This window comes from Bradyrhizobium sp. B120 (genome assembly GCF_049075665.1).
GTDB lineage: Bacteria > Pseudomonadota > Alphaproteobacteria > Rhizobiales > Xanthobacteraceae > Bradyrhizobium.
Window position 1 is genome coordinate 6,462,843 of the sequence record NZ_CP185242.1, and the last position, 18,237, is coordinate 6,481,079.

Consider the following 18,237-nt stretch of genomic DNA (forward strand, 5'->3'; position numbering starts at 1 on the left):
GACCACAGTCTTACTGCACCCCGAGCGCAACGAAGCGCAGTTCGCCGTCGCCGTTGGAGACCAGCAGCAGCACGGACTTCTTGCCGTCCTTCTTCAGCTGATCGAGACGCTTCTTGATGTCGGCGGCGCTGGACACCGCCTCCTGCGCCACCTCGACGATGACGTCGCCGGCCGACAGACGCTTCTCGGCAGCATCGGAGTTGCTGTCGACGCCGGTGACGATGACGCCCTTCACGCTGTCCTTGATCTTGTACTTGGTGCGCAGGTCCTTGCTCAGCGCCGCGAGGTCAAGGCCGAGCGCCTTCTGGGTCACCGGCTTCTCGGCGGTGTCGTCCTTGGGCTTGGCGTTGGCCTGCTGAACCTTGTCGTTGTCCTCGAGCCGGCCGAGCGTGACCTTGCGGGTCTCTTCGTTGCCCTTGCGGATAACGACGACGTCGACTTCCTTGCCGACCGCGGTGTCGGCGACGATGCGCGACAGGTCCTTCGGATCCTTGACGTCCTTGCCGTCGAATTTGACGACGACGTCGCCCGGCTCGATGCCGGCCGGCTTGGCCGGGCCCTTGTCGTCGACGCCGGCAACCAGCGCGCCACGCGCCGGCTTGATGTTGAGGCTGTCGGCGATCTCGTCGGTGACCTGCTGAATGCGGACGCCGAGCCAGCCGCGGCGCAATTCGCCGAACTTCTGCAGCTGGTCGACGACGCCGGCCACCGTCTTCGACGGCACGGCGAAACCGAGACCGATCGAGCCGCCGGTCGGGGAGATGATCAGCGTGTTGACGCCGATCACCTCGCCTTCGAGGTTGAACAGCGGACCGCCGGAATTGCCGCGGTTGATGGCGGCGTCGGTCTGGATGTAGCTGTCGTACGGACCCTGGCTAATGTCGCGGTTCTTGGCCGAGACGATGCCCGCGGTCACCGTGCCGCCGAGGCTGAACGGGTTGCCGATCGCGACCACCCAGTCGCCGAGGCGGATCTTGTCGCTGTCGCCGAACTTGACCGCGGTGAGCGGCTTCGGCGGCTTGAACTTGAGGACCGCGAGGTCGGTCTTCTTGTCAACGCCGACCAGCTCGGCCTTGATCTTGGTGCCGTCGTTGAGGATGACGTTGATCTCGTCGGCGTCCGCGATGACGTGGTTGTTGGTGACGACGATCCCCGCAGTGTCGACGATGAAGCCCGACCCGAGCGAGTTGGTCTTGCGCGGCTGGAACTCGCCGCTCTTGTCGCCGCCCTTGCCGGGCGGGCCGCGGCGGTTCTTGAAGAAGTCGTCGAAGAATTCCTCGAACGGCGAGCCCGGCGGCAGCTGCGGCATCGTCCGGTCCTTGGCCTCGATCGTCTGCGACGTCGAGATGTTGACGACGGCGTCGATCACCTTCTCGGCGATGTCGGCAATACCCTCGGGGCCGCGCGCGGACGCCGGCCCGGAGCTCAGCATGCTCGCAGCACCGATCGAGATCGCAGCTCCCATCATGCGGAGGCGACGGCTCAGGGCTGGTCTGGCAGCGATCATGTCGGAGTTTCTCCAGGCAAACGGGTTCAAATTAGCTGGTCGCAGTATGCGCCCGTGATCGTAGAGTGCGCCCGAACGGGCATATGGCGCAAGCATCTCACCCGGGCATTTCGGCGAAAAACCGGCTGCGAGAGGCTCACGATTATGTTCATTCCGACGCGATCTGCGCGGTGGAACAGGCAATGATCAGCGCCGCACCAGCCAGATCAGGATCAGTCCCGCAACCGCCGAGCCGATGCCGACGATGCGCAGGATGTTGTCGGGCGTGGCCAGCGCGCTCTTCATCGCCCGGCGCATCCAGGCGGGGCTTGCCGCAAACAGGATACCTTCGAGCACGAACAGGATTCCCAACCCGATGAGGAAGTCGCCGAACGCTATGGACTTCATCGGATGGCAGCCTCCCGCTCGATGCTTATTGTTGTTGAGTGGCGGCGACGCGGTATCCGCATCGCCGCCAAATCTTGATTCAAGTCGTGATGTTCAGTCGTGACGTTACTGTTTCGGCGCGGCGGCCGCCTCAGGCCCCTTGCCGTTCGCATTGCCGAAGTATCTGAAGAATTCCGAGTCCGGCCGCAACAGGAAACGTGTGTCGCCGGAGCGCAGACTATTCTCATAGGCCGTCATCGAGCGATAGAACGCGAAGAAGTCCTTGTCCTTGCCATAGGCCTCGGCGAACAGGCGGTTGCGCTCGGCATCGCCCGCACCGCGGGTTTGCTCCGCGGTCGAGTTCGCCTCGGCGACAATCACCGTTGCTTCGCGGTCGGCCTTGGAGCGGATCTCCTGCGCCTTCTGGTCGCCCTGGGCGCGGAACTCGGCCGCTTCGCGCTGACGCTCGGACTTCATCCGGTCGTACACCGCCTGGCTGTTCTGCTCCGGCAGGTCGGCGCGGCGGATCCGGACGTCGACGACCTCGATGCCGTAGCCGTCGGCCTCCTTGTCGAGCTGCTCGCGAATCCGTGCCATCAGCTTCTCGCGCTCGTCACGCACCACCGTGATGAAGGTGACCTCGCCGAGCACGCGGCGCAGCGCCGCGTTCAAGAGCGTGGTCAGCTGCAGATTGGCGGCCTGGATCGAGCCGACGCTGGTGTAGTAGCGCAGCGCATTCTTGATGCGATAGCGCGCGAAGGCGTCGACCACCAGCCGCTTCTGGTCGGAGGCGATCACCTCCTGCGACGGGTTTTCGAGATCGAGGATGCGCTTGTCGACGTTGATCACCGAATTCCACGGCGCCTTGAAGTGCAGGCCGGGATCGGTGACGACCTCAACCGGTTCGCCGAACCGCAGGACGATGGTCTGCTCGGTCTGCGCCACGGTGAACATCGAGCTGTATCCGACGGCCAGCACGATGAAGAGGACGATCAGGGACACAATGCCGGTGACAGGGGACCTCATCGGGTGGCTCCCTGCTGCTGGCCGGTCGTGGCCGGCGCTGCCGCCGGACGCCGCGGCGTCAGTTCGCCGAGCGGAAGATAGGGCACGATGTTCTGGCCCTGGCCGCCGTCATAGACCAGCTTCTCGGAGCTGCCGAGCACGCGTTCCATGGTCTCCAGATAGATGCGCTCGCGCGTCACTTCGGGTGCCTTCTTGTATTCATCATAGACTTTCAGGAAGCGTGCGCTCTGGCCCTTGGCCTCGGCGACCGCCTGCTCCTTGTAGCCCTCGGCGGCCTGCAGGATCTGCGCGGACCGACCACGCGCTTCCGGCACGATCCGGTTGGCGTAGGTCTGCGCCTCGTTCTGTTTGCGCTCGAGGTCGGAGCGCGCCGCTTGCACGTCGCGGAATGCGTCGATCACCTGCGCCGGCGGATCGACCTTCTGCATCTGCACCTGGGTGATCTGGATGCCCGCGCTGTAGTTGTCGAGCGTCTTCTGCATCAGCTCCTGGACGTTCTGCTCGGTGACGTTGCGCGCCCCGGTCAGGATCGGCTGGATCTGCGAGCGGCCGATCACCTCACGCATCGCGCTTTCGGCGACCGCCTTCACGGTGCCTTCGGGATTCTGGATGTTGAACAAATAGGCGCCGGCCCCGCCCGGCTTGATACGCCAGAGCACGGTGAAATCGACGTCAACGATGTTCTCGTCGCCGGTCAGCATCAGGCTCTCTTCCGGCACGTCGCGCATGGTGCGGCCGCGCCGTGCGGGATCGTCGATCAGGGTCATGCCGATCGAGATCGTGTTGACGCGCAGCGCCTTCGGCAGCAGCACCGTCTCGATCGGATACGGCAGGTGATAGCGCAGGCCCGGCTGCGCATCGCGGACGTATTTGCCAAAGCGCAGCACGACGCCGAGCTCTTCGGACTGGACGCGGAAGATCCCGGTGGCGAACCAGATCGCCAGCGCCGCGACCAGCACCAGCGCGATGCCCATGCCGCTGAAATGACCGCCGGGCAGCCACTGCTGCAGCCGGTCCTGGCCGCGCCGCAGCAGATCCTCAAGATCCGGCGGCCTTGGCCCGGCCGACTGCGGACCTGTGCCCCATGGCCCTTTCGGACCCGAGCCCCACGGCCCCCCGCCTTGATTTTTCCACGGCATCAAACGTCTCCTCGACAAGTCCGGACGGGACGCCCGGCCTCGAATGTCCGGCCCGGTTATAGGGGACCGCTCAGGCCCTTACAACGCAAGCTTCCTTGCCGGACGAGCTATGCGCCGGGGCATAATTGTCAATGCAAACATTGGTTAACCCCGGCCGCGCCGACGATATGTCACATAGGAGAAGTCGGCGCTGTCGTCCGGACCAGCCGGATTTCGCACGCGCGCGACCTCGTCCCACTCTTTCGCGACGATTGTGTCGAACCGTGTATCGCCGTCCGGCCGGGCGTGGACCTCGGTGATCTCCAGCCGGTCGGCCGTGCCCATCCATTGCGCATAGATCTCCGCGCCACCGATGACGGCAATTTCAGTGGCGAAACGCCGCAGCGCGTCACCAAGCGCAATTGCGCGGGCGTTTTCGAACGACGACGTGACGATGGCGCCGCGCGCGCGGTAGTTCGGATCGCGCGTCACCACGATGTTGGTGCGACCCGGCAGCGGCCTGCGCAGGGATTCGAACGTCTTGCGTCCCATCACGACGGGCTTGTTCAGCGTGATCGCCTTGAAACGTTGCTGGTCGGATTTCAGCCGCCACGGGATTGCGTTGGCATTTCCGATCACGCCGTTCTCGGCGACCGCGACAACGAGCACGATCTCCATCAGCGCGTTCCTTCCGCGAGCGCCGACAGCGCCGGGCCGGAGACGCGGCAAATCGTCCATTCGTCCATCATCTCGGCGCCGAGCGACTTGTAGAACGCGATCGACGGTGCGTTCCAGTCGAGTACTGCCCATTGCAGGCGCGACCAGCCATTGGCGAGGCATTGCTTGGCCAGATGCACCAGCAGCGCCTTGCCGATGCCCTTGCCGCGCAGTGCCGGACGCACGAACAGGTCCTCGAGATAGATGCCGTGGCGGCCGGCGAAGGTCGAGAAGTTGACGAACCAGACGGCGAAGCCGGCCGGCTCGCCGTTCCATTCGGCGATGTCGCAATAGAGCCGCGGGTTGGCGCCGAACAGCGCGTCGGCGATATCGGCCTCGCTGGCGTGAACTTCGTGCAGGAGCTTTTCGTATTCGGCGAGCTCGCGGACCAGCGAGAACACCAGTCCGGCCTCATCGGGCCGCGCACGGCGGATGGTCAGCGACATGCAATCCCTCAGACCGCGACTTCAGCCTTGATGTGCGGATGCGGGTCGTAACCCTCGAGTTTGAAGTCCTCGTAGCGGAAGGCGAAGATATCCTTCACGTCGGGATTGATCGCCATCGTCGGCAACGGCCGCGTCGGCCGCGTCAATTGCAGCCGCGCCTGTTCGAGGTGGTTCGAGTAGAGATGCGCGTCGCCGAGCGAGTGCACGAAATCGCCGGGCTTGAGGCCCGTCACCTGCGCCACCATCATGGTCAGCAGCGCGTAGGAGGCGATGTTGAAGGGCACGCCGAGGAAGACGTCGCCGGAGCGCTGATAGAGCTGGCAGGACAGTTTGCCGTTCGCGACATAGAACTGGAACAGGCAGTGACACGGCGGCAGCGCCATCTTGTCGACCTCGGCCGGATTCCAGGCGCTGACGATCAGCCGCCGCGAGTCCGGATTGCGCTTGATCATCTCGACCACGTTCGTGATCTGGTCGATGCTGCGGCCATCAGGCGCGGGCCACGAGCGCCATTGCGAGCCGTAAACCGGGCCGAGATCGCCATTGGCGTCGGCCCATTCGTCCCAGATCGTGACGCCATTGTCGTTGAGATATTTGATGTTGGTGTCGCCGGCGAGGAACCAGAGCAGCTCGTGCACGATCGCCTTCAGCGGCAACCGCTTGGTGGTCAGCATCGGAAAGCCGGCCGAGAGGTTGAAGCGCATCTGGTGGCCGAAGATCGACAACGTGCCGGTGCCGGTGCGGTCGTGCTTCTCGGCACCGTCGGCGAGGATGCGTTCGAGCAGGTCGTGATACTGGTTCATGGCGTTGGTTTCGGACCCTTCGGGGGAAGCGGCGAACTTAACGGCCGAGGCTGCCAACCGACATGCCGATTCGGCGGATTGCACCGATTATACCCTGAAAAGTGAGCACCCTTGTGCCAAACGACAAGGGGCGGAACCGGTGTTCCGCCCCTCACCTATCTGCTTGGTCGCCTTGGCTTAACTGGCCGGCTTGAGCACCGGGGTCCACTTCGCGATCTCGCTTTTGACGAGGGTCGCGAGCGCCTCCGGCGAGCGGTTGGCGGGCGCCGGGATCACGCTGCCGAGATCGAGCAGGCGCTTGCGAACGTTCTCATCGTCGAGCGCCTTGTTGGCCGCGGCATTCAGCGTGGCGATGATCGCGGGCGAAGTTCCCTTCGGCGCAAAGATCGCGTTCCAGGCCTGGGCCTGGAACGCCGGCAGGCCTGCCTCTGCCGTGGTCGGGACATTGGGCAGCGACGGATTGCGCTCGGGGGTGGCGACCGCATAGGCCTTGATGGTGCCGGCGTTGATCTGCGGCACCGCGTTGACGATCTGGTCGCACATGTAATCGACCTGGCCGGCGACCAGCGCGTTCATGGCAGGGCCGGTGCCGTTGAACGGCACGCCGACCGGCTTGACGTCGAGGATCGAGTTCAACAGCTCGCAGGAGGCATGCGAGACCGAACCGATGCCGGCATGCGCCGCGTTGACCTTCTCGGCATTGGCCTTCACGTAGGCGACGAATTCCTTCAGATCCTTCGGCGGGAAATCCTTGCGGGCAAGGATCAGGATCGGCGTGCCCGCGAGCAGCGCGACGGGCTCGAAATCCTTTTCCGGGTGGTAGGCGAGCTTCGGATAGAGCGGCACGGACGCCGCGTGCGTGCCCATATGTCCGGTGACGAGCGTGTAGCCGTCATTGGCGGCACGGGCAGCACGCGTCGTCGCCGTGGTTCCGCCGGCACCGACCACGTTCTCGATGACGATGCTCTGTCCGAGCGTCTGCGCCATGTGCGCGGTGACGATGCGCGAGATGACATCGGTCGGACCGCCGGCTGCGAACGGCACGATCATGGTGATGGTGCGGGTTGGATAGGTTTGCGCGGAGGCCGGCGCGGCGAATGCGCCGAGTGCGGCAAATGCCGAAAGGCATGCGCCCGCAAGCGAGCGAATGGACATCATCTCAATTCCTCCCGGGAACGTTTTGACCAAATAAAAATGCCGGCCAAATCGGCCGGCATTTTCATTTCATGAGACGACATCGAGTGTCGATTCGACTTCCGCCTGCGGCGCGCGGACGCAGGGCCGGCTGAGCATACTCAGCCCTCGGACTCCACGAACACTTCGTCGCGCTTCGCACGCAAGGTCGGCAGCACGGCAAGCACCAGCAGACCCGCCGCGATCGCCAGCAGCACCGCCGACAGCGGCCGCGACAGGAACACGCTCCAGTCGCCGCGCGAGATCAGCAGTGCACGCCGCAGGTTCTCTTCCATCAGCGGGCCGAGCACCATGCCGAGCAGCAGCGGTGCCGGCTCGAAATCGTGCTTGATCAGCCAGTAGCCGACCAGACCGAACGCGCCTGCGAGCACGACGTCGACCGGCGCGTTGTTCACCGAGTAGATGCCGATCGCGCAGAAGATCACGATCGAGGGGAACATCAGCCGGTACGGCACGCGCAGCAGACGGACCCAGATGCCGACCAGCGGCAGGTTGATGATGATCAGCATCAGATTGCCGATCCACATCGAGGCGATCATGCCCCAGACCAGGTCTGGCTGCTTCACCATCACCTGCGGACCCGGCACGATGCCATGAATGGTCATCGCACCGACCATCAACGCCATCACCGCATTCGGCGGGATGCCGAGCGTGAGCAGCGGGATGAACGAGGTCTGCGCCGCGGCGTTGTTGGCGCTTTCCGGCGACGCCACGCCCTCGATCGCGCCGCGGCCGAACCGCGACGGATCCTTGGCAATCTTCTTCTCCAGCGTATACGCGGCAAACGACGCGATCACGGCGCCGCCGCCCGGCAGGATGCCAAGGATCGAGCCCAGGATGGTGCCGCGCACGATTGCCGGCGCGGAATCAATCAGGTCCTTCCTGGTCGGCATCAGACCGGTGATCTTCTGCTGCACCAGATCGCGGCTCATCTCGGCGCCGGCATCGAGATTGCGGATGATCTCCGCGAAGCCGAACACGCCCATCGCCACTGTCGCGAAGCCGAGGCCGTCGGCAAGCTCGGGGATGTTGAAGGCCATGCGCGAGGCGCCGGTCTCGATATCGGAGCCGACCATCGACAGCAGCAGGCCGAACACGATCATCGCGATCGCCTTCAGCACCGAGCCCTTGGCCAGCACCACCGCGAAGATCAGGCCGAGCACCATCAGCGAGAAATATTCGGCCGGGCCGAACGCCAGCGCGAGCTTGGTCAGCGGTGCGCCGAGCACGGCGATCAGCACGGTCGCGACGCAACCGGCGAAGAACGAGCCGATCGCGGCGATCGCGAGCGCCGGGCCGGCGCGGCCCTGTCGTGCCATCTGGTGGCCGTCGAGCGCGGTGACCACGGAAGTCGCCTCGCCCGGAATATTGACCAGGATCGAGGTGGTCGAGCCGCCATATTGCGCACCGTAATAGATGCCGGCGAGCATGATCAACGCGCCGACCGGCGGCAGGCCGAAGGTGATCGGCAGCAGCATGGCGACGGTGGCGATCGTGCCGATGCCCGGCAGCACGCCGACCAGCGTACCGACCAGTGCGCCGATCAGGCACATCAGAAGATTGATCGGCGAAAGCGCAACGGCAAAACCGTGGGCGAGATTGGCAAACAGTTCCATCACGCCCTCACTGGATCAGGAAACGCGGGAACATCGGCATCGGAAGTCCCAGCACGTAAGGAAACAACAATGCGCAGCCCAGCGTCAGACAGGCACCGACGATGGTCGCCTCCAGCCACTTCGTCTCCTCCGAGCCGAGTGCCGCGATCATGAAGCTGGCAAATGCCGTGACGACGAGCCCAAGCGGCCGGATCGACACCGCAAAGAACACGATCGCTGCCGATACGAACAGCGGCCCGCGCCATGAATAGGCCGCGATATGGGGGCCGTCGCTCAGGAGCCCCATCAGCGCGACAGCGCCGCCGAGCAGCAGCAGCAGCACGGCGAACATGCGCGGCGCGGTTCCGGCACCAAACGAGAATCCGTGCATGCCCTGCAGATCGCTCGAAGCCCACAACGCAAACAGGGCAACCGCCATCATGACAAGCCCGCCGACAAAGTCCTGCGGACCGCGCACCCATTTCGGCAAGATCGATTTGACCGGCGCCTCGCTTGGCGTATCGCTCATGACTTCGCTTCCCCCGTCAGGGCTGTCCCGCCCGTTGTGATTGAATGGCTTGTGGTGCGTTGACCGAAAGCCTTGCTAGCGATTTTCGTCAGACAACGCCAGCAAAACCCAAGAGACCTCCGGCAAGCAACATCCATAAGGGATTGATCCGTGTCGCAAATGCAAGCGCGGCTGCGACAATGGTGATCAGGATCGCGATCCAACTTTGGTCTGATGTCTGCGCCACGATCAGGCCGGAGGCGGCCATCAAGCCGATCGACAGCGGAACCAATGCGGCCTGAATGATCGCCGGCCAGCGCGCGTCGCGCGAGCGATCGAGGAAGCGGCTCACATAATAGGCAAGCAACGCGGTCGGTCCGCACATCGCAACCGTCGCGGCCAACGCCCCGGCGACGCCTGCGACAGAATAGCCTATCAGCGTCACGATCAGCACGTTCGGTCCAGGCGAAAGCTGCGAGATCGCGAACACGTCGGCGAACTGCTTGTCGGTCAGCCAGTGCTGCACGTCGACGGCGGCGCGGTGCATTTCGGGGATCGCCGAATTGGCCCCGCCGACCGCAAACAGCGACATCAGGCCGAAGGTCCAGACCAGCGCTGCGATCGGGCTGGGTTCCGAGCTCATGCCTTCACCATGCGTCGCGCCAGGACCGTGGTCGCAATGCTGAGCGGGATCGCCACCAGCAGCACGATCTGGAGCGGCCATCGGATCAGACCGATCGCGACGAAAACCGCCGCCAGAATGATGAGGCCGGTGACATCACGCCGCTTCAACAGCGGCATCATCATCTTGAGGACGACGGCGAACAGCAGCCCGACCGCGGCACAGGCGACGCCGGCGAGTGTCCGGCGCAGGACGTCGATATCGCCGTAGCGGGCGTAGAGCGCGGCAAGGATGGTCGCGATCACCATCGGCGGCCCGACCAGCCCGGCGAAGGCCGCAAGCCCGCCGGCGATGCCGCGAAAGCGCGAGCCGAATACGACCGACAGGTTGACGATGTTCGGACCTGGCAGGAAATGGCACAGCGCGAAGGTCTCGTTGAACTCCTCCGCCGTCATCCAGCGGTGCTGCTCGACGATCGACCGCCGGGCCCAGACCAGGACCCCGCCAAAGCCGGCCAGCGACATCTTGGCAAAGGCCAGGAACAGCTCGAGCAGGCCGGGCTGCAGGGGCGGAGAAGGTGCGGAGGCATCCGGCGCCGGGGCGGCAACCGGCGGGGATTCCGGGGGCATGGGCAAAATCTAGAACGGCGCCAAGACAGCGCCAAGACCTGACCAAGACCCCTGGGCAAGACGCCGGCCAACCCAAATCGGCGTGTTTCACACCTGAACAAGCCTGAATCGGCTCTATTTTTCTTCGTTCGTGCCGCCTATATTGGGGGTGCCGGTTCGCCGGCTATGGAAATAAATGGCCGTCGCAATAAACCATTCGGACCCGGGGGCGGTACCCGGCGCCTCCACCAAAACCCATCCGAGCCTCTAGCTTCGGTGGGTTTTGGCGGGGGCGAAATAGGATCGACGAGGGCGTAAAGGGCGTGTTTTTTCTCGGTATGGTTCCGCCGTTATCGGGCTAATGCAATAGTTGCCAACGACAACTTTGCTCCGGTTGCTCAGGCTGCGTAACGCAGTTTGAAAGACCATCTTAAAGTCCTAACGGGTTAAGCTCCGTTAGGCGGGGTTCGGAGGCACCTGGCAACAGAAGCCTCCACTTTATTTCCCGATCGGGCGTCCGCCCGCATTTTCCGCTGCCAGCCCTGCTGATTTCCGGGTCCCGGCGGAGTAGCATGGCCAAAAGGGCGAGTCGGACGGGTCCGGCGATGCCTTGCCGGCATTTTTCGAAGCGACAGGAATACGATGGCGACCGATCACATCCGATATGACGTGCTGGCGCGCGACGCGCTGCGCGGGGTGCTGCGCCGGGTCTTGTCCGACGCCGCCGAACATGGCCTGCCGGGTGAGCACCATTTCTACATCACCTTCCTCTCGCACGGCGATGGCGTGAAGCTGTCGCCGCGGCTGCTCGCGCAGTATCCGGAGGAGATGACCATCATCCTGCAGCACCAGTTCTGGGATCTGGTGGTGACCGAGGACCGGTTCGAGGTCGGCCTGTCGTTCGGCGGGATTCCCGAACGGCTGAACGTGCCGTTCGCCGCGGTGACGCGCTTCCTTGATCCGTCCGCTCCGTTCGATCTGCGGTTCGACGTCTCGGAGGCCTTGTCCGAGGACGCCCCGCCCGCGACGGCACCGGCCTCTCCCCTTCCCGCACCGGCCGCCCGGGCGGCAGTCGAGCCCGAGACCGCCGAGACCGAGCAGGAGCCGGCGAAGCCCAGCGAAGGCGCCGAGGTCGTGCGGCTGGACCGCTTCCGCAAGAAATAATCTAAACACCGATCGATCCTCGACCTTGTAGGATGCATTGGAGGGCCGGGATGACAGATCGTCATCCCGGACTATCTTCTGCATGAACGTGCCTCCGCGCGGACGCTGTCGCGTTGCCGCGGCGAAAAGCCGGCGCACCGCCGGATCACGTTCTGATGACGCAACGGAGAGCATCCATGGCTCAATCGACGACACCATCCAACGCCGCCACCCGTAGCGAGACCGACAGCTTCGGTCCGATCGACGTCGCCGCCGATCGCTACTGGGGCGCGCAGACCGAGCGCTCGCGGCAGAATTTCAAGATCGGCCACGACCGGATGCCGATCGCGATCATTCATGCACTCGCCATCGTCAAGCTCGCGGCAGCCGAAACCAATCGCGAACTCGGCCAGCTCGATGCACGCCGCGCCGACGCCATCATCGGCGCCGCCAGGGAAGTGATCGAGGGCAAGCTCGACGATCATTTTCCGCTGGTGGTCTGGCAGACCGGCTCGGGTACGCAAACCAACATGAACGTGAACGAGGTGATCGCAAACCGCGCCAACCAGATGCTCGGCGGCGAGCTCGGCGCCAAGCAGCCGATCCATCCGAACGATCACGTCAACATGAGCCAGTCGTCGAACGACTCGTTCCCGACCGCGATGCATATCGCTGCGGCGGACCGCATCATCGCCGACCTGATCCCTGCCCTTACCGAGCTGCATCGGGCGTTGCACCAGAAGCAGGAAGCGTTTGCGAAGATCGTGAAGATCGGCCGCACGCATACCCAGGACGCAACACCGCTGACACTCGGCCAGGAATTCTCCGGCTACGCCGCGCAGGTCGAGAGCGGCATCGCCCGGCTGCACTCGGCGGTGAAGGAGTTGTTCCCGCTGGCGCAGGGCGGCACTGCTGTTGGCACCGGCCTCAACTCGAAGCCGGAATTCGCCAACGCCTTCGCCAGGCATGTCGCCGAGATCACCAAGCTGCCGTTCACCAGCGCGGCAAACAAGTTCGAGGCGCTGGCTTCCAACGACGCCTATGTGCTGGTGCATGGCGCGATCAATTCGGTGGCGACCGGCCTGTTCAAGATCGCCAACGACATCCGCTTCCTCGGCTCGGGACCGCGCTCGGGCCTCGGCGAGTTGATCCTGCCCGAGAACGAGCCGGGCTCGTCGATCATGCCGGGCAAGGTCAATCCGACCCAGTGCGAGGCCATGACCATGGTCTGCTGCCAGGTGTTCGGCAATCAGACCACGATCACCGTCGCCGGCAGCCAGGGCCATTTCGAGCTCAACGTGTACAAGCCCGTGTTGGCATATTGTATGATAAATTCCATTCAGTTGCTGTCTGACGTTGTCCGCTCATTTACTGAGCATTGCGTTGTCGGCATACGCGCCGACGAAAAGCGCATCAACGAGCTGATGCAGCGCTCGCTGATGCTGGTAACGGCGCTCGCGCCGAAGATCGGTTACGACAACGCAGCCAAGGTCGCGAAGTCGGCGCACGCGCACGGAACGACGTTGAAGGAAGAGGCTTTGCGGCTCGGATTCGTAACTGCCGACGAATTTGATCGCCTCGTGCAGCCGGACAAAATGACACACCCCGGCTGAAGCGAAGCGCGCAATGTCCGGATAATTACGGTCAGCGCGCGTGATATAATTATGGATCATAACGCCTAAAGGCTAAGGCTGTTTGCCTATCAGCTCTGCGCTGGCGCATGGTACAGACGTCTAGTTTTCGCAGAGCGAAACGGATTCTTTGATGCTATCACAAGCATCAAATGGGGATTCGGGATGGATATCGAGCCGGGCGCTTTGCGCGATCGCTCTTGCTTTCGTCACGATGCATCACCAATTCCGCTCTGGGGACGATGAGGACGACGAGCATGGGCGACGTGGTCAACCTGAAACGATTCAAGAAGCGCGGTGAGCGCGAACAAGCAGCAAAGCAGGCCGAAGCCAATCGTGCGCTATTCGGTCGCACCAAATCCGAACGAGCGCGTGACGAATTTCTCGGCGAGCGCAGTACGCGCGTGCTCGATCAGCACCGCATCGAAAGTGGTGACGCATCATGAAGTCTCCCGTCGTCAAGCGGTCGATCGTCGTCGCCGGTCACAAGACCAGCGTCAGCCTCGAAGAAGCCTTCTGGAACGGCATGAAGGAGATTTCCGGTCTGCGGAACATGACGCTGTCGGAGTTGGTCGGCGAGATCGACAACAACCGTCAGCAGGGCAATCTGTCCTCCGCGATCCGGCTTTTCGTGCTCGACTACTTCCGCTCGCGCGCCACCCCGGCGGTGCCGACGGATGTCAGGCCGCAACAGGTCGACACGCGCCAGCAGGCCTGATGGCCTTGCCGACCGTCGCTTCAGCAGACGGTCGTTCCGCCGCGTGGACTTCAGCATGAAGGTCAATCGCATCGTCGCGAACGTTGCCGCATCAGATGTCGCGGCAGCGAAGTCGTTCTATCACGACATCCTCGGCCTCGAGCCGCTGATGGATTTCGGCTGGGTTGCGACTTACGGTTCATCCGAAACGATGCAGGTTCAAATCAGCTTCGCTTCCGAAGGTGGCTCCGGCACGCCGGTGCCCGATCTCTCGATCGAGGTCGACGACCTCGACGAAGCGCTGCAACGGGTGCAGGCCGCCGGCATCGCGATCGAATACGGACCGGTGGACGAGCCGTGGGGCGTGCGGCGCTTCTTCGTCCGCGATCCCTTCGGCCGGCTGATCAATATTCTCCAGCACCGATCGTAAGCTCTGGATTCCTGTTCCGACGCGTTTTCGCCACGCGAACCGGTAACCCACTTCGCTCGACACTTTCTAGTTCTGCACCGCCGGCCGCGGCGGCGGATTGGCGACCTGCGGCGTCAGCGACAGCGGTGGCCGCAGCGGCCTCGACCTGGCCGCACCGGGCACCGGCTTGACCTCGATCGGCGGCGGCAGCGGGGCCAGCTGCGGCTGGCTCGCAACCGGCGCAGGCGGCACAAGCGGCACAGCGGGAGGTGCTGTGGCAGCCGGCGGGATGATCGGCGGCCGTGGCGCAACGATCTTCGGCTTCGCCGGCACGCGGCGCGGATCCGGGCCGGGCACCGGCAGATTGGCGGAAGGCACTCCCGCCGAATTTGGATTGGACGCGTCCGGCGCCGGCGCGGCGGGCGGCGGAAGGGCTGCCGAGGTCGGCGGCGGCGCGGGTTCGCCGCGCTCGATCGCGTCGAGCCGCTTGGTCTCCCGGTCGATCGCGCGCACCGCAAGCCACGACGACAACGCCGCAATGTCGATGCTGCGCGACAATCCGTCGGGTGTGCCCGCCGCCAGCAGCTGGATTTCCGGGCGGCTGGTGGCGGTGCCGACCTGCGTCGATGTCAGCGCGGTGCGGATGTCGGCCTGGTCGGCCGGAATGTCGTAGCCGCCGGACACGATGACGTTGGCACCGCTCGCCGCGAGCGTGGTGACGCCGATCCGGATCCGGCCGTCGCGAATGTTGAAGGGAATTTGCGCGGAAGCGACCGACAGCCCGCCGGCTGCGAGCACCGGTTCGACGATCTGCCTCAGCCGGGCGTCGTCGGTCGCCTGCCCGGAATCGCTGGCGCGGATCGCAACGTCGAACGCGCGCGGATCGAGCCCCGGAAGGTTCAGCCCCTCCAGCGTCACGGCGCCGCTGCCGGACAGCGCACCGATCAGCGCGGAGGCGCTGCGGCCCTGCGTCAACAACGTCATCTGCATCGAAGTGCGTGCCTTGGGCATCGCGAGACTACGGTAGCGCAAGGCCGAGCCGTCGACGCCCGAAAGCTGCACATTTGCATTCAAGGCGAGTCCATTGACGCCCTGCCGCGCATCGATGGAGGCGGTCGCCTCGCCGCCACCGATCTTGCCCTTGACGCCGTCGAAGGTCAGCGACTGCCCATCCGACCTGATGGTGCCGCTGACCGGCTGCAGCTCGGCGCCGCCCGGCAGCAGACCGTGCAGCGCTTCAAACGTGACCTTGCCGCGCCAGGCGCTTGTCAGTCCCTGGCCGAGCGGCTCCGTCGCATCGTGACCGGCCGCGCCAATCGCTGCCGCGAAAACCGGCGCCAGCGTGATCTGATCGAGGCCGACTTCGCCGTCGATGCTCTTCTGATCGGCGAGCGTCAACGCCAGCCGGCCGCGCAGCCGCGAACCAGCGACGATGCTGTCGAGATCGTCGAAGGTCAGCCTGTCACCCGCAAGCGCGACCCGCGACGACAGGCGGATGTTTGCCGCAGGATCGGATGATCTCAGACCGAGCAGCGGACTGAGGTCGGCGCTGCGGACACGGAGGCTGACGTTCGATTTGCTCTCACCGGCCCCATCCTTGGACCACGGCTCCGCCGTCCCTTCCGCATCCACGTCGAGTCCGGCGCCCCAGAGCCTCGCCTTGAGGCGCAACGGCGCCTGCCACGCACCGCTCACGTTGCCCTCGAATTGCGTCGGGCCCGCACCGGCTGCGACCGCGCGGTCAAGCCCAAGCAGCGCCAGCAGCGCATTACCGTCGCCGGCGGAGAATTTTGCTTCGGCGGTCACCTCGCTGTTGCGAAGTGCGTCGAGATCCAGCGCACGGATCGCAGCTACCAGCGGCGTCGCCGAGATCACCGTATTGCCCTTTAGCTGCTGCGTGTCGAGATCGACCGTCGCGCGCGCGCTGACGCGATCGGCGGCCTTGCCCTTGCCGAGGTCGAGCGCGAGCCTGGCACGGACCGGACCGGCATCCGCACGCAGCACGCCGAGCCGCGCGGCAAGCGCCGGCGCGAACGGCTGAACCACAGCGGTCAGCCGGCCAAGCGACGCGGCGGTCGCATCGACCGCGAGCTTGCCGGTCGAATTGACGCGATCGAAATTGCCGCTGCCGTCAAGCGTGACATTGTCGGGCTGACCGATCTTGACACGCTCGAGCACGATGGTCTTCGGGCTGTAGGCGATCTTCGCGAGCAGCGGCCGCAATTCCTGTCCCGAAGAGATCGCGCGCCCGACATCGAGCGTCAGTTGCGCCTCGTCCGGCCATTCGGCTTGCGGGCCGGCCAGCGAGCGGATGAACGTTGCGGTCGCATCGAGATCAAGCCGCTCCGCCTTCAACTGCGCCTCGACCTTCGCGCCGCTGGTCGCCTCGCGATGCACAACCGCGACGCGGCCTTCGACCGTGCCGCTCTCGATTTCCGCCTTCATCGCGTCGATCGAAAAACCTGATGACGACACCGTGACGTCGCCGCGCAACCGCAACGGCTTCTGGCTGCGGTAGGCGATGTCGCCCCGCCCCTGCAGCCAGCTCATCAGCGTATCGGGGTCGGACGATTCGATGTTGAGCGCGGTCTTGAAGCTGTTCGAGGCACCGGCCTGCGCGCTGGCGCCGCTCATCGAGACCCGCGTCGATCCCGGCGCGCGAAACTCCAGCCGGCGCACGGTCCATGACTTCGCATCCGATTGCAGCTCTGCCGAGACGTCCTGTAACGGGCGGCCGCCGAGCATGATCTGCTCGGAGGTGAGCTCGACCTGCGCCGGGATCGGGCTTTGCGGAAGACCCGACAACACCGCGCGCATCGCCGGCAGCACGCGCACCGGCTCGACATTGCCGTTATTGCCGTCCTTGGCGCTGTCCTTGGCGGCGAACTTGTCGCCATCGAGCTGTCGTGCCGAAAGCGCGGCGCGCAGCAGCGGCGACGCGCCGAACTGGAGATCGCCATTTCCTGCGAGCTTCAGCGCGCGGTCCTCGCCGCCATAGCTCACCTCGACCTGGTCGAGACGTGCTGCCGAATAATCCGATTTGATCCTGGCCGCGATCCGCCAGGGCGGCATATCGCTGCCGCCGCGCTGGCCCGGCGTACCCGCCAGCGTCACGCTCCCCTCGAACCGCGGCGCGCGGGCCTCGAAGGTCAGGATGCCGTCGAGGTCGGCCGACACCGGCCGCTGGCCGGGATCGATGTTGAAGTGCAGGCGGGTGCCGCTGCCGTCGGCGCTTTGCCCCGAGGAGATCCGAAACGGGTAGCGGTTGCCGTCGAACATGAAATTGCCGTCGCCGCGGACCGCGCCGGCAAGCGAGCGGACATCGCCGCTGAAGGCTATGTCGTTCAGCTCGAGCGTGCTGCGGCTTGCGGCATCGTGCAGCGCGACGCGGCCGGTCAGATTGAGACGGTCGATCGCCAGCGAAGCCAGGTTGAAGCTCCCGCTCGACGGCGACCAGTCAATCCGCCCCTTCGGATCGAGCCCGAGATCGAGCGACATGCCGTTGATGGTGAGTTCGTTGGCGCGCCACTCGCCACGCATCAGCGAGCTCAGGCTGAGCTCGACGTCGAGATTGGCGGCCCGGACCTTGCCACGGTCGCTGGCGCCGCCGACGGTGACGTTTTTCAACCGCAGCGAGGGCGCAGGCAGCAGACGCGCGTCGAGATTGCCGGCAACACGAACCGGCATGCCGATGATCTTGGACGCCTCCGTCTCGAACTGCGGCCTGAACTGGTTCCAGTCAACGAAATACGGACCGACCAGCGCGGCGACCAGTGCAAGAATGAAGGCGATTGCCAGGCCGAGCAGCGTCGTCTGCACGGTGTCTCCCTTTGAGCCCGCTCCGCGG

At 64.8% G+C, this 18,237-nt stretch carries 17 protein-coding genes, 1 other RNA gene and 1 pseudogene; 6 read left to right on the plus strand and 13 right to left on the minus strand.

What is annotated here, in order from left to right; genetic code table 11:
- Positions 1-10 precede the first annotated feature (10 nt).
- The 12 genes and pseudogenes from ACOIX3_RS30020 to ACOIX3_RS30075 form a co-directional block, all read right to left on the minus strand.
- Positions 11-1,507: a Do family serine endopeptidase gene (locus ACOIX3_RS30020; protein WP_420965568.1), complete on the minus strand. Its 1,497-nt coding sequence runs from the start codon at positions 1,505-1,507 to the stop codon at positions 11-13.
- A 186-nt stretch (positions 1,508-1,693) separates the two neighbouring features.
- On the minus strand, positions 1,694-1,894 hold the full coding sequence (locus tag ACOIX3_RS30025) for a DUF2065 domain-containing protein (RefSeq protein ID WP_092115850.1): 201 nt from the start codon (positions 1,892-1,894) through the stop codon (positions 1,694-1,696).
- A gap of 105 nt (positions 1,895-1,999) precedes the next feature.
- Positions 2,000-2,899: a protease modulator HflC gene (gene hflC, locus ACOIX3_RS30030; RefSeq protein ID WP_342727683.1), complete on the minus strand. Its 900-nt coding sequence runs from the start codon at positions 2,897-2,899 to the stop codon at positions 2,000-2,002.
- Positions 2,896-4,038: an FtsH protease activity modulator HflK gene (gene hflK, locus ACOIX3_RS30035; protein WP_212310485.1), complete on the minus strand. Its 1,143-nt coding sequence runs from the start codon at positions 4,036-4,038 to the stop codon at positions 2,896-2,898. Before hflK ends, hflC begins: the two co-directional genes overlap by 4 nt.
- 144 nt (positions 4,039-4,182) lie before the next feature.
- Positions 4,183-4,695, minus strand: a complete 513-nt coding sequence (locus ACOIX3_RS30040) for a dihydrofolate reductase (RefSeq protein ID WP_420965570.1) — start codon at positions 4,693-4,695, stop codon at positions 4,183-4,185.
- Positions 4,695-5,180 (minus strand): GNAT family N-acetyltransferase, encoded by a 486-nt coding sequence (locus tag ACOIX3_RS30045; RefSeq protein ID WP_420965571.1) that lies wholly within the window; start codon positions 5,178-5,180, stop codon positions 4,695-4,697. The genes ACOIX3_RS30040 and ACOIX3_RS30045 overlap by 1 nt, the downstream gene beginning before the upstream one ends.
- Positions 5,181-5,188: 8 nt before the next feature.
- Entirely contained in the window at positions 5,189-5,983 is a 795-nt protein-coding gene (locus ACOIX3_RS30050) for a thymidylate synthase (protein ID WP_420965572.1), read from the minus strand.
- Positions 5,984-6,160: 177 nt separating this feature from the next.
- On the minus strand, positions 6,161-7,141 hold the full coding sequence (locus ACOIX3_RS30055) for a tripartite tricarboxylate transporter substrate binding protein BugD (protein ID WP_420965573.1): 981 nt from the start codon (positions 7,139-7,141) through the stop codon (positions 6,161-6,163).
- Between the two features lie 137 nt (positions 7,142-7,278).
- Positions 7,279-8,793: a tripartite tricarboxylate transporter permease gene (locus tag ACOIX3_RS30060; protein ID WP_420965574.1), complete on the minus strand. Its 1,515-nt coding sequence runs from the start codon at positions 8,791-8,793 to the stop codon at positions 7,279-7,281.
- 7 nt (positions 8,794-8,800) lie between these two features.
- Positions 8,801-9,250, minus strand: a pseudogene (locus ACOIX3_RS30065) (tripartite tricarboxylate transporter TctB family protein); the annotation flags it as partial.
- 139 nt (positions 9,251-9,389) lie between these two features.
- On the minus strand, positions 9,390-9,923 hold the full coding sequence (locus tag ACOIX3_RS30070) for a chromate transporter (protein WP_420965575.1): 534 nt from the start codon (positions 9,921-9,923) through the stop codon (positions 9,390-9,392).
- A complete protein-coding gene (locus tag ACOIX3_RS30075; RefSeq protein ID WP_420965576.1) occupies positions 9,920-10,531 on the minus strand; it encodes a chromate transporter in 612 nt (203 codons plus the stop codon). The genes ACOIX3_RS30070 and ACOIX3_RS30075 overlap by 4 nt, the downstream gene beginning before the upstream one ends.
- Before the next feature lie 111 nt (positions 10,532-10,642).
- On the opposite strand from ACOIX3_RS30075, the gene ssrA reads away from it, so the two are divergent.
- From ssrA to ACOIX3_RS30105, 6 genes are all read left to right on the plus strand, one after another.
- Positions 10,643-11,008: a transfer-messenger RNA gene (ssrA, locus tag ACOIX3_RS30080) on the plus strand.
- Between the two features lie 144 nt (positions 11,009-11,152).
- Positions 11,153-11,674 carry an SspB family protein gene (locus ACOIX3_RS30085; protein WP_420965577.1) on the plus strand — a complete coding sequence of 174 codons (522 nt, stop codon included), beginning with the start codon at positions 11,153-11,155 and terminating at the stop codon, positions 11,672-11,674.
- A gap of 176 nt (positions 11,675-11,850) precedes the next feature.
- Positions 11,851-13,266 carry a class II fumarate hydratase gene (fumC, locus tag ACOIX3_RS30090; RefSeq protein WP_420965578.1) on the plus strand — a complete coding sequence of 472 codons (1,416 nt, stop codon included), beginning with the start codon at positions 11,851-11,853 and terminating at the stop codon, positions 13,264-13,266.
- A gap of 275 nt (positions 13,267-13,541) precedes the next feature.
- Entirely contained in the window at positions 13,542-13,730 is a 189-nt protein-coding gene (locus ACOIX3_RS30095) for a DUF4169 family protein (protein WP_173637960.1), read from the plus strand.
- Entirely contained in the window at positions 13,727-14,002 is a 276-nt protein-coding gene (locus tag ACOIX3_RS30100; protein ID WP_024580116.1) for a ribbon-helix-helix domain-containing protein, read from the plus strand. The genes ACOIX3_RS30095 and ACOIX3_RS30100 overlap by 4 nt, the downstream gene beginning before the upstream one ends.
- 55 nt (positions 14,003-14,057) lie before the next feature.
- Positions 14,058-14,411 (plus strand): VOC family protein, encoded by a 354-nt coding sequence (locus tag ACOIX3_RS30105; RefSeq protein ID WP_420965579.1) that lies wholly within the window; start codon positions 14,058-14,060, stop codon positions 14,409-14,411.
- Positions 14,412-14,477: 66 nt separating this feature from the next.
- On the opposite strand, the gene ACOIX3_RS30110 is transcribed toward ACOIX3_RS30105, so the two are convergent.
- Positions 14,478-18,209, minus strand: coding sequence for an AsmA family protein (locus tag ACOIX3_RS30110; protein ID WP_420965580.1), 3,732 nt, complete (start codon positions 18,207-18,209; stop codon positions 14,478-14,480).
- Between the last annotated feature and the right edge of the window lie 28 nt (positions 18,210-18,237).

Bases quoted from the DNA above. Each gene is read 5' to 3' on its own strand.
- ACOIX3_RS30020 (WP_420965568.1), bottom strand. From the start codon at position 1,507: ATGATCGCTGCCAGACCAGCCCTGAGCCGTCGCCTCCGCATGATGGGA.
- ACOIX3_RS30025 (WP_092115850.1), bottom strand. From the start codon at position 1,894: ATGAAGTCCATAGCGTTCGGCGACTTCCTCATCGGGTTGGGAATCCTG.
- hflC (WP_342727683.1), bottom strand. From the start codon at position 2,899: ATGAGGTCCCCTGTCACCGGCATTGTGTCCCTGATCGTCCTCTTCATC.
- hflK (WP_212310485.1), bottom strand. From the start codon at position 4,038: ATGCCGTGGAAAAATCAAGGCGGGGGGCCGTGGGGCTCGGGTCCGAAA.
- ACOIX3_RS30040 (WP_420965570.1), bottom strand. From the start codon at position 4,695: ATGGAGATCGTGCTCGTTGTCGCGGTCGCCGAGAACGGCGTGATCGGA.
- ACOIX3_RS30045 (WP_420965571.1), bottom strand. From the start codon at position 5,180: ATGTCGCTGACCATCCGCCGTGCGCGGCCCGATGAGGCCGGACTGGTG.
- ACOIX3_RS30050 (WP_420965572.1), bottom strand. From the start codon at position 5,983: ATGAACCAGTATCACGACCTGCTCGAACGCATCCTCGCCGACGGTGCC.
- ACOIX3_RS30055 (WP_420965573.1), bottom strand. From the start codon at position 7,141: ATGATGTCCATTCGCTCGCTTGCGGGCGCATGCCTTTCGGCATTTGCC.
- ACOIX3_RS30060 (WP_420965574.1), bottom strand. From the start codon at position 8,793: ATGGAACTGTTTGCCAATCTCGCCCACGGTTTTGCCGTTGCGCTTTCG.
- ACOIX3_RS30070 (WP_420965575.1), bottom strand. From the start codon at position 9,923: ATGAGCTCGGAACCCAGCCCGATCGCAGCGCTGGTCTGGACCTTCGGC.
- ACOIX3_RS30075 (WP_420965576.1), bottom strand. From the start codon at position 10,531: ATGCCCCCGGAATCCCCGCCGGTTGCCGCCCCGGCGCCGGATGCCTCC.
- ACOIX3_RS30085 (WP_420965577.1), top strand. From the start codon at position 11,153: ATGGCGACCGATCACATCCGATATGACGTGCTGGCGCGCGACGCGCTG.
- fumC (WP_420965578.1), top strand. From the start codon at position 11,851: ATGGCTCAATCGACGACACCATCCAACGCCGCCACCCGTAGCGAGACC.
- ACOIX3_RS30095 (WP_173637960.1), top strand. From the start codon at position 13,542: ATGGGCGACGTGGTCAACCTGAAACGATTCAAGAAGCGCGGTGAGCGC.
- ACOIX3_RS30100 (WP_024580116.1), top strand. From the start codon at position 13,727: ATGAAGTCTCCCGTCGTCAAGCGGTCGATCGTCGTCGCCGGTCACAAG.
- ACOIX3_RS30105 (WP_420965579.1), top strand. From the start codon at position 14,058: ATGAAGGTCAATCGCATCGTCGCGAACGTTGCCGCATCAGATGTCGCG.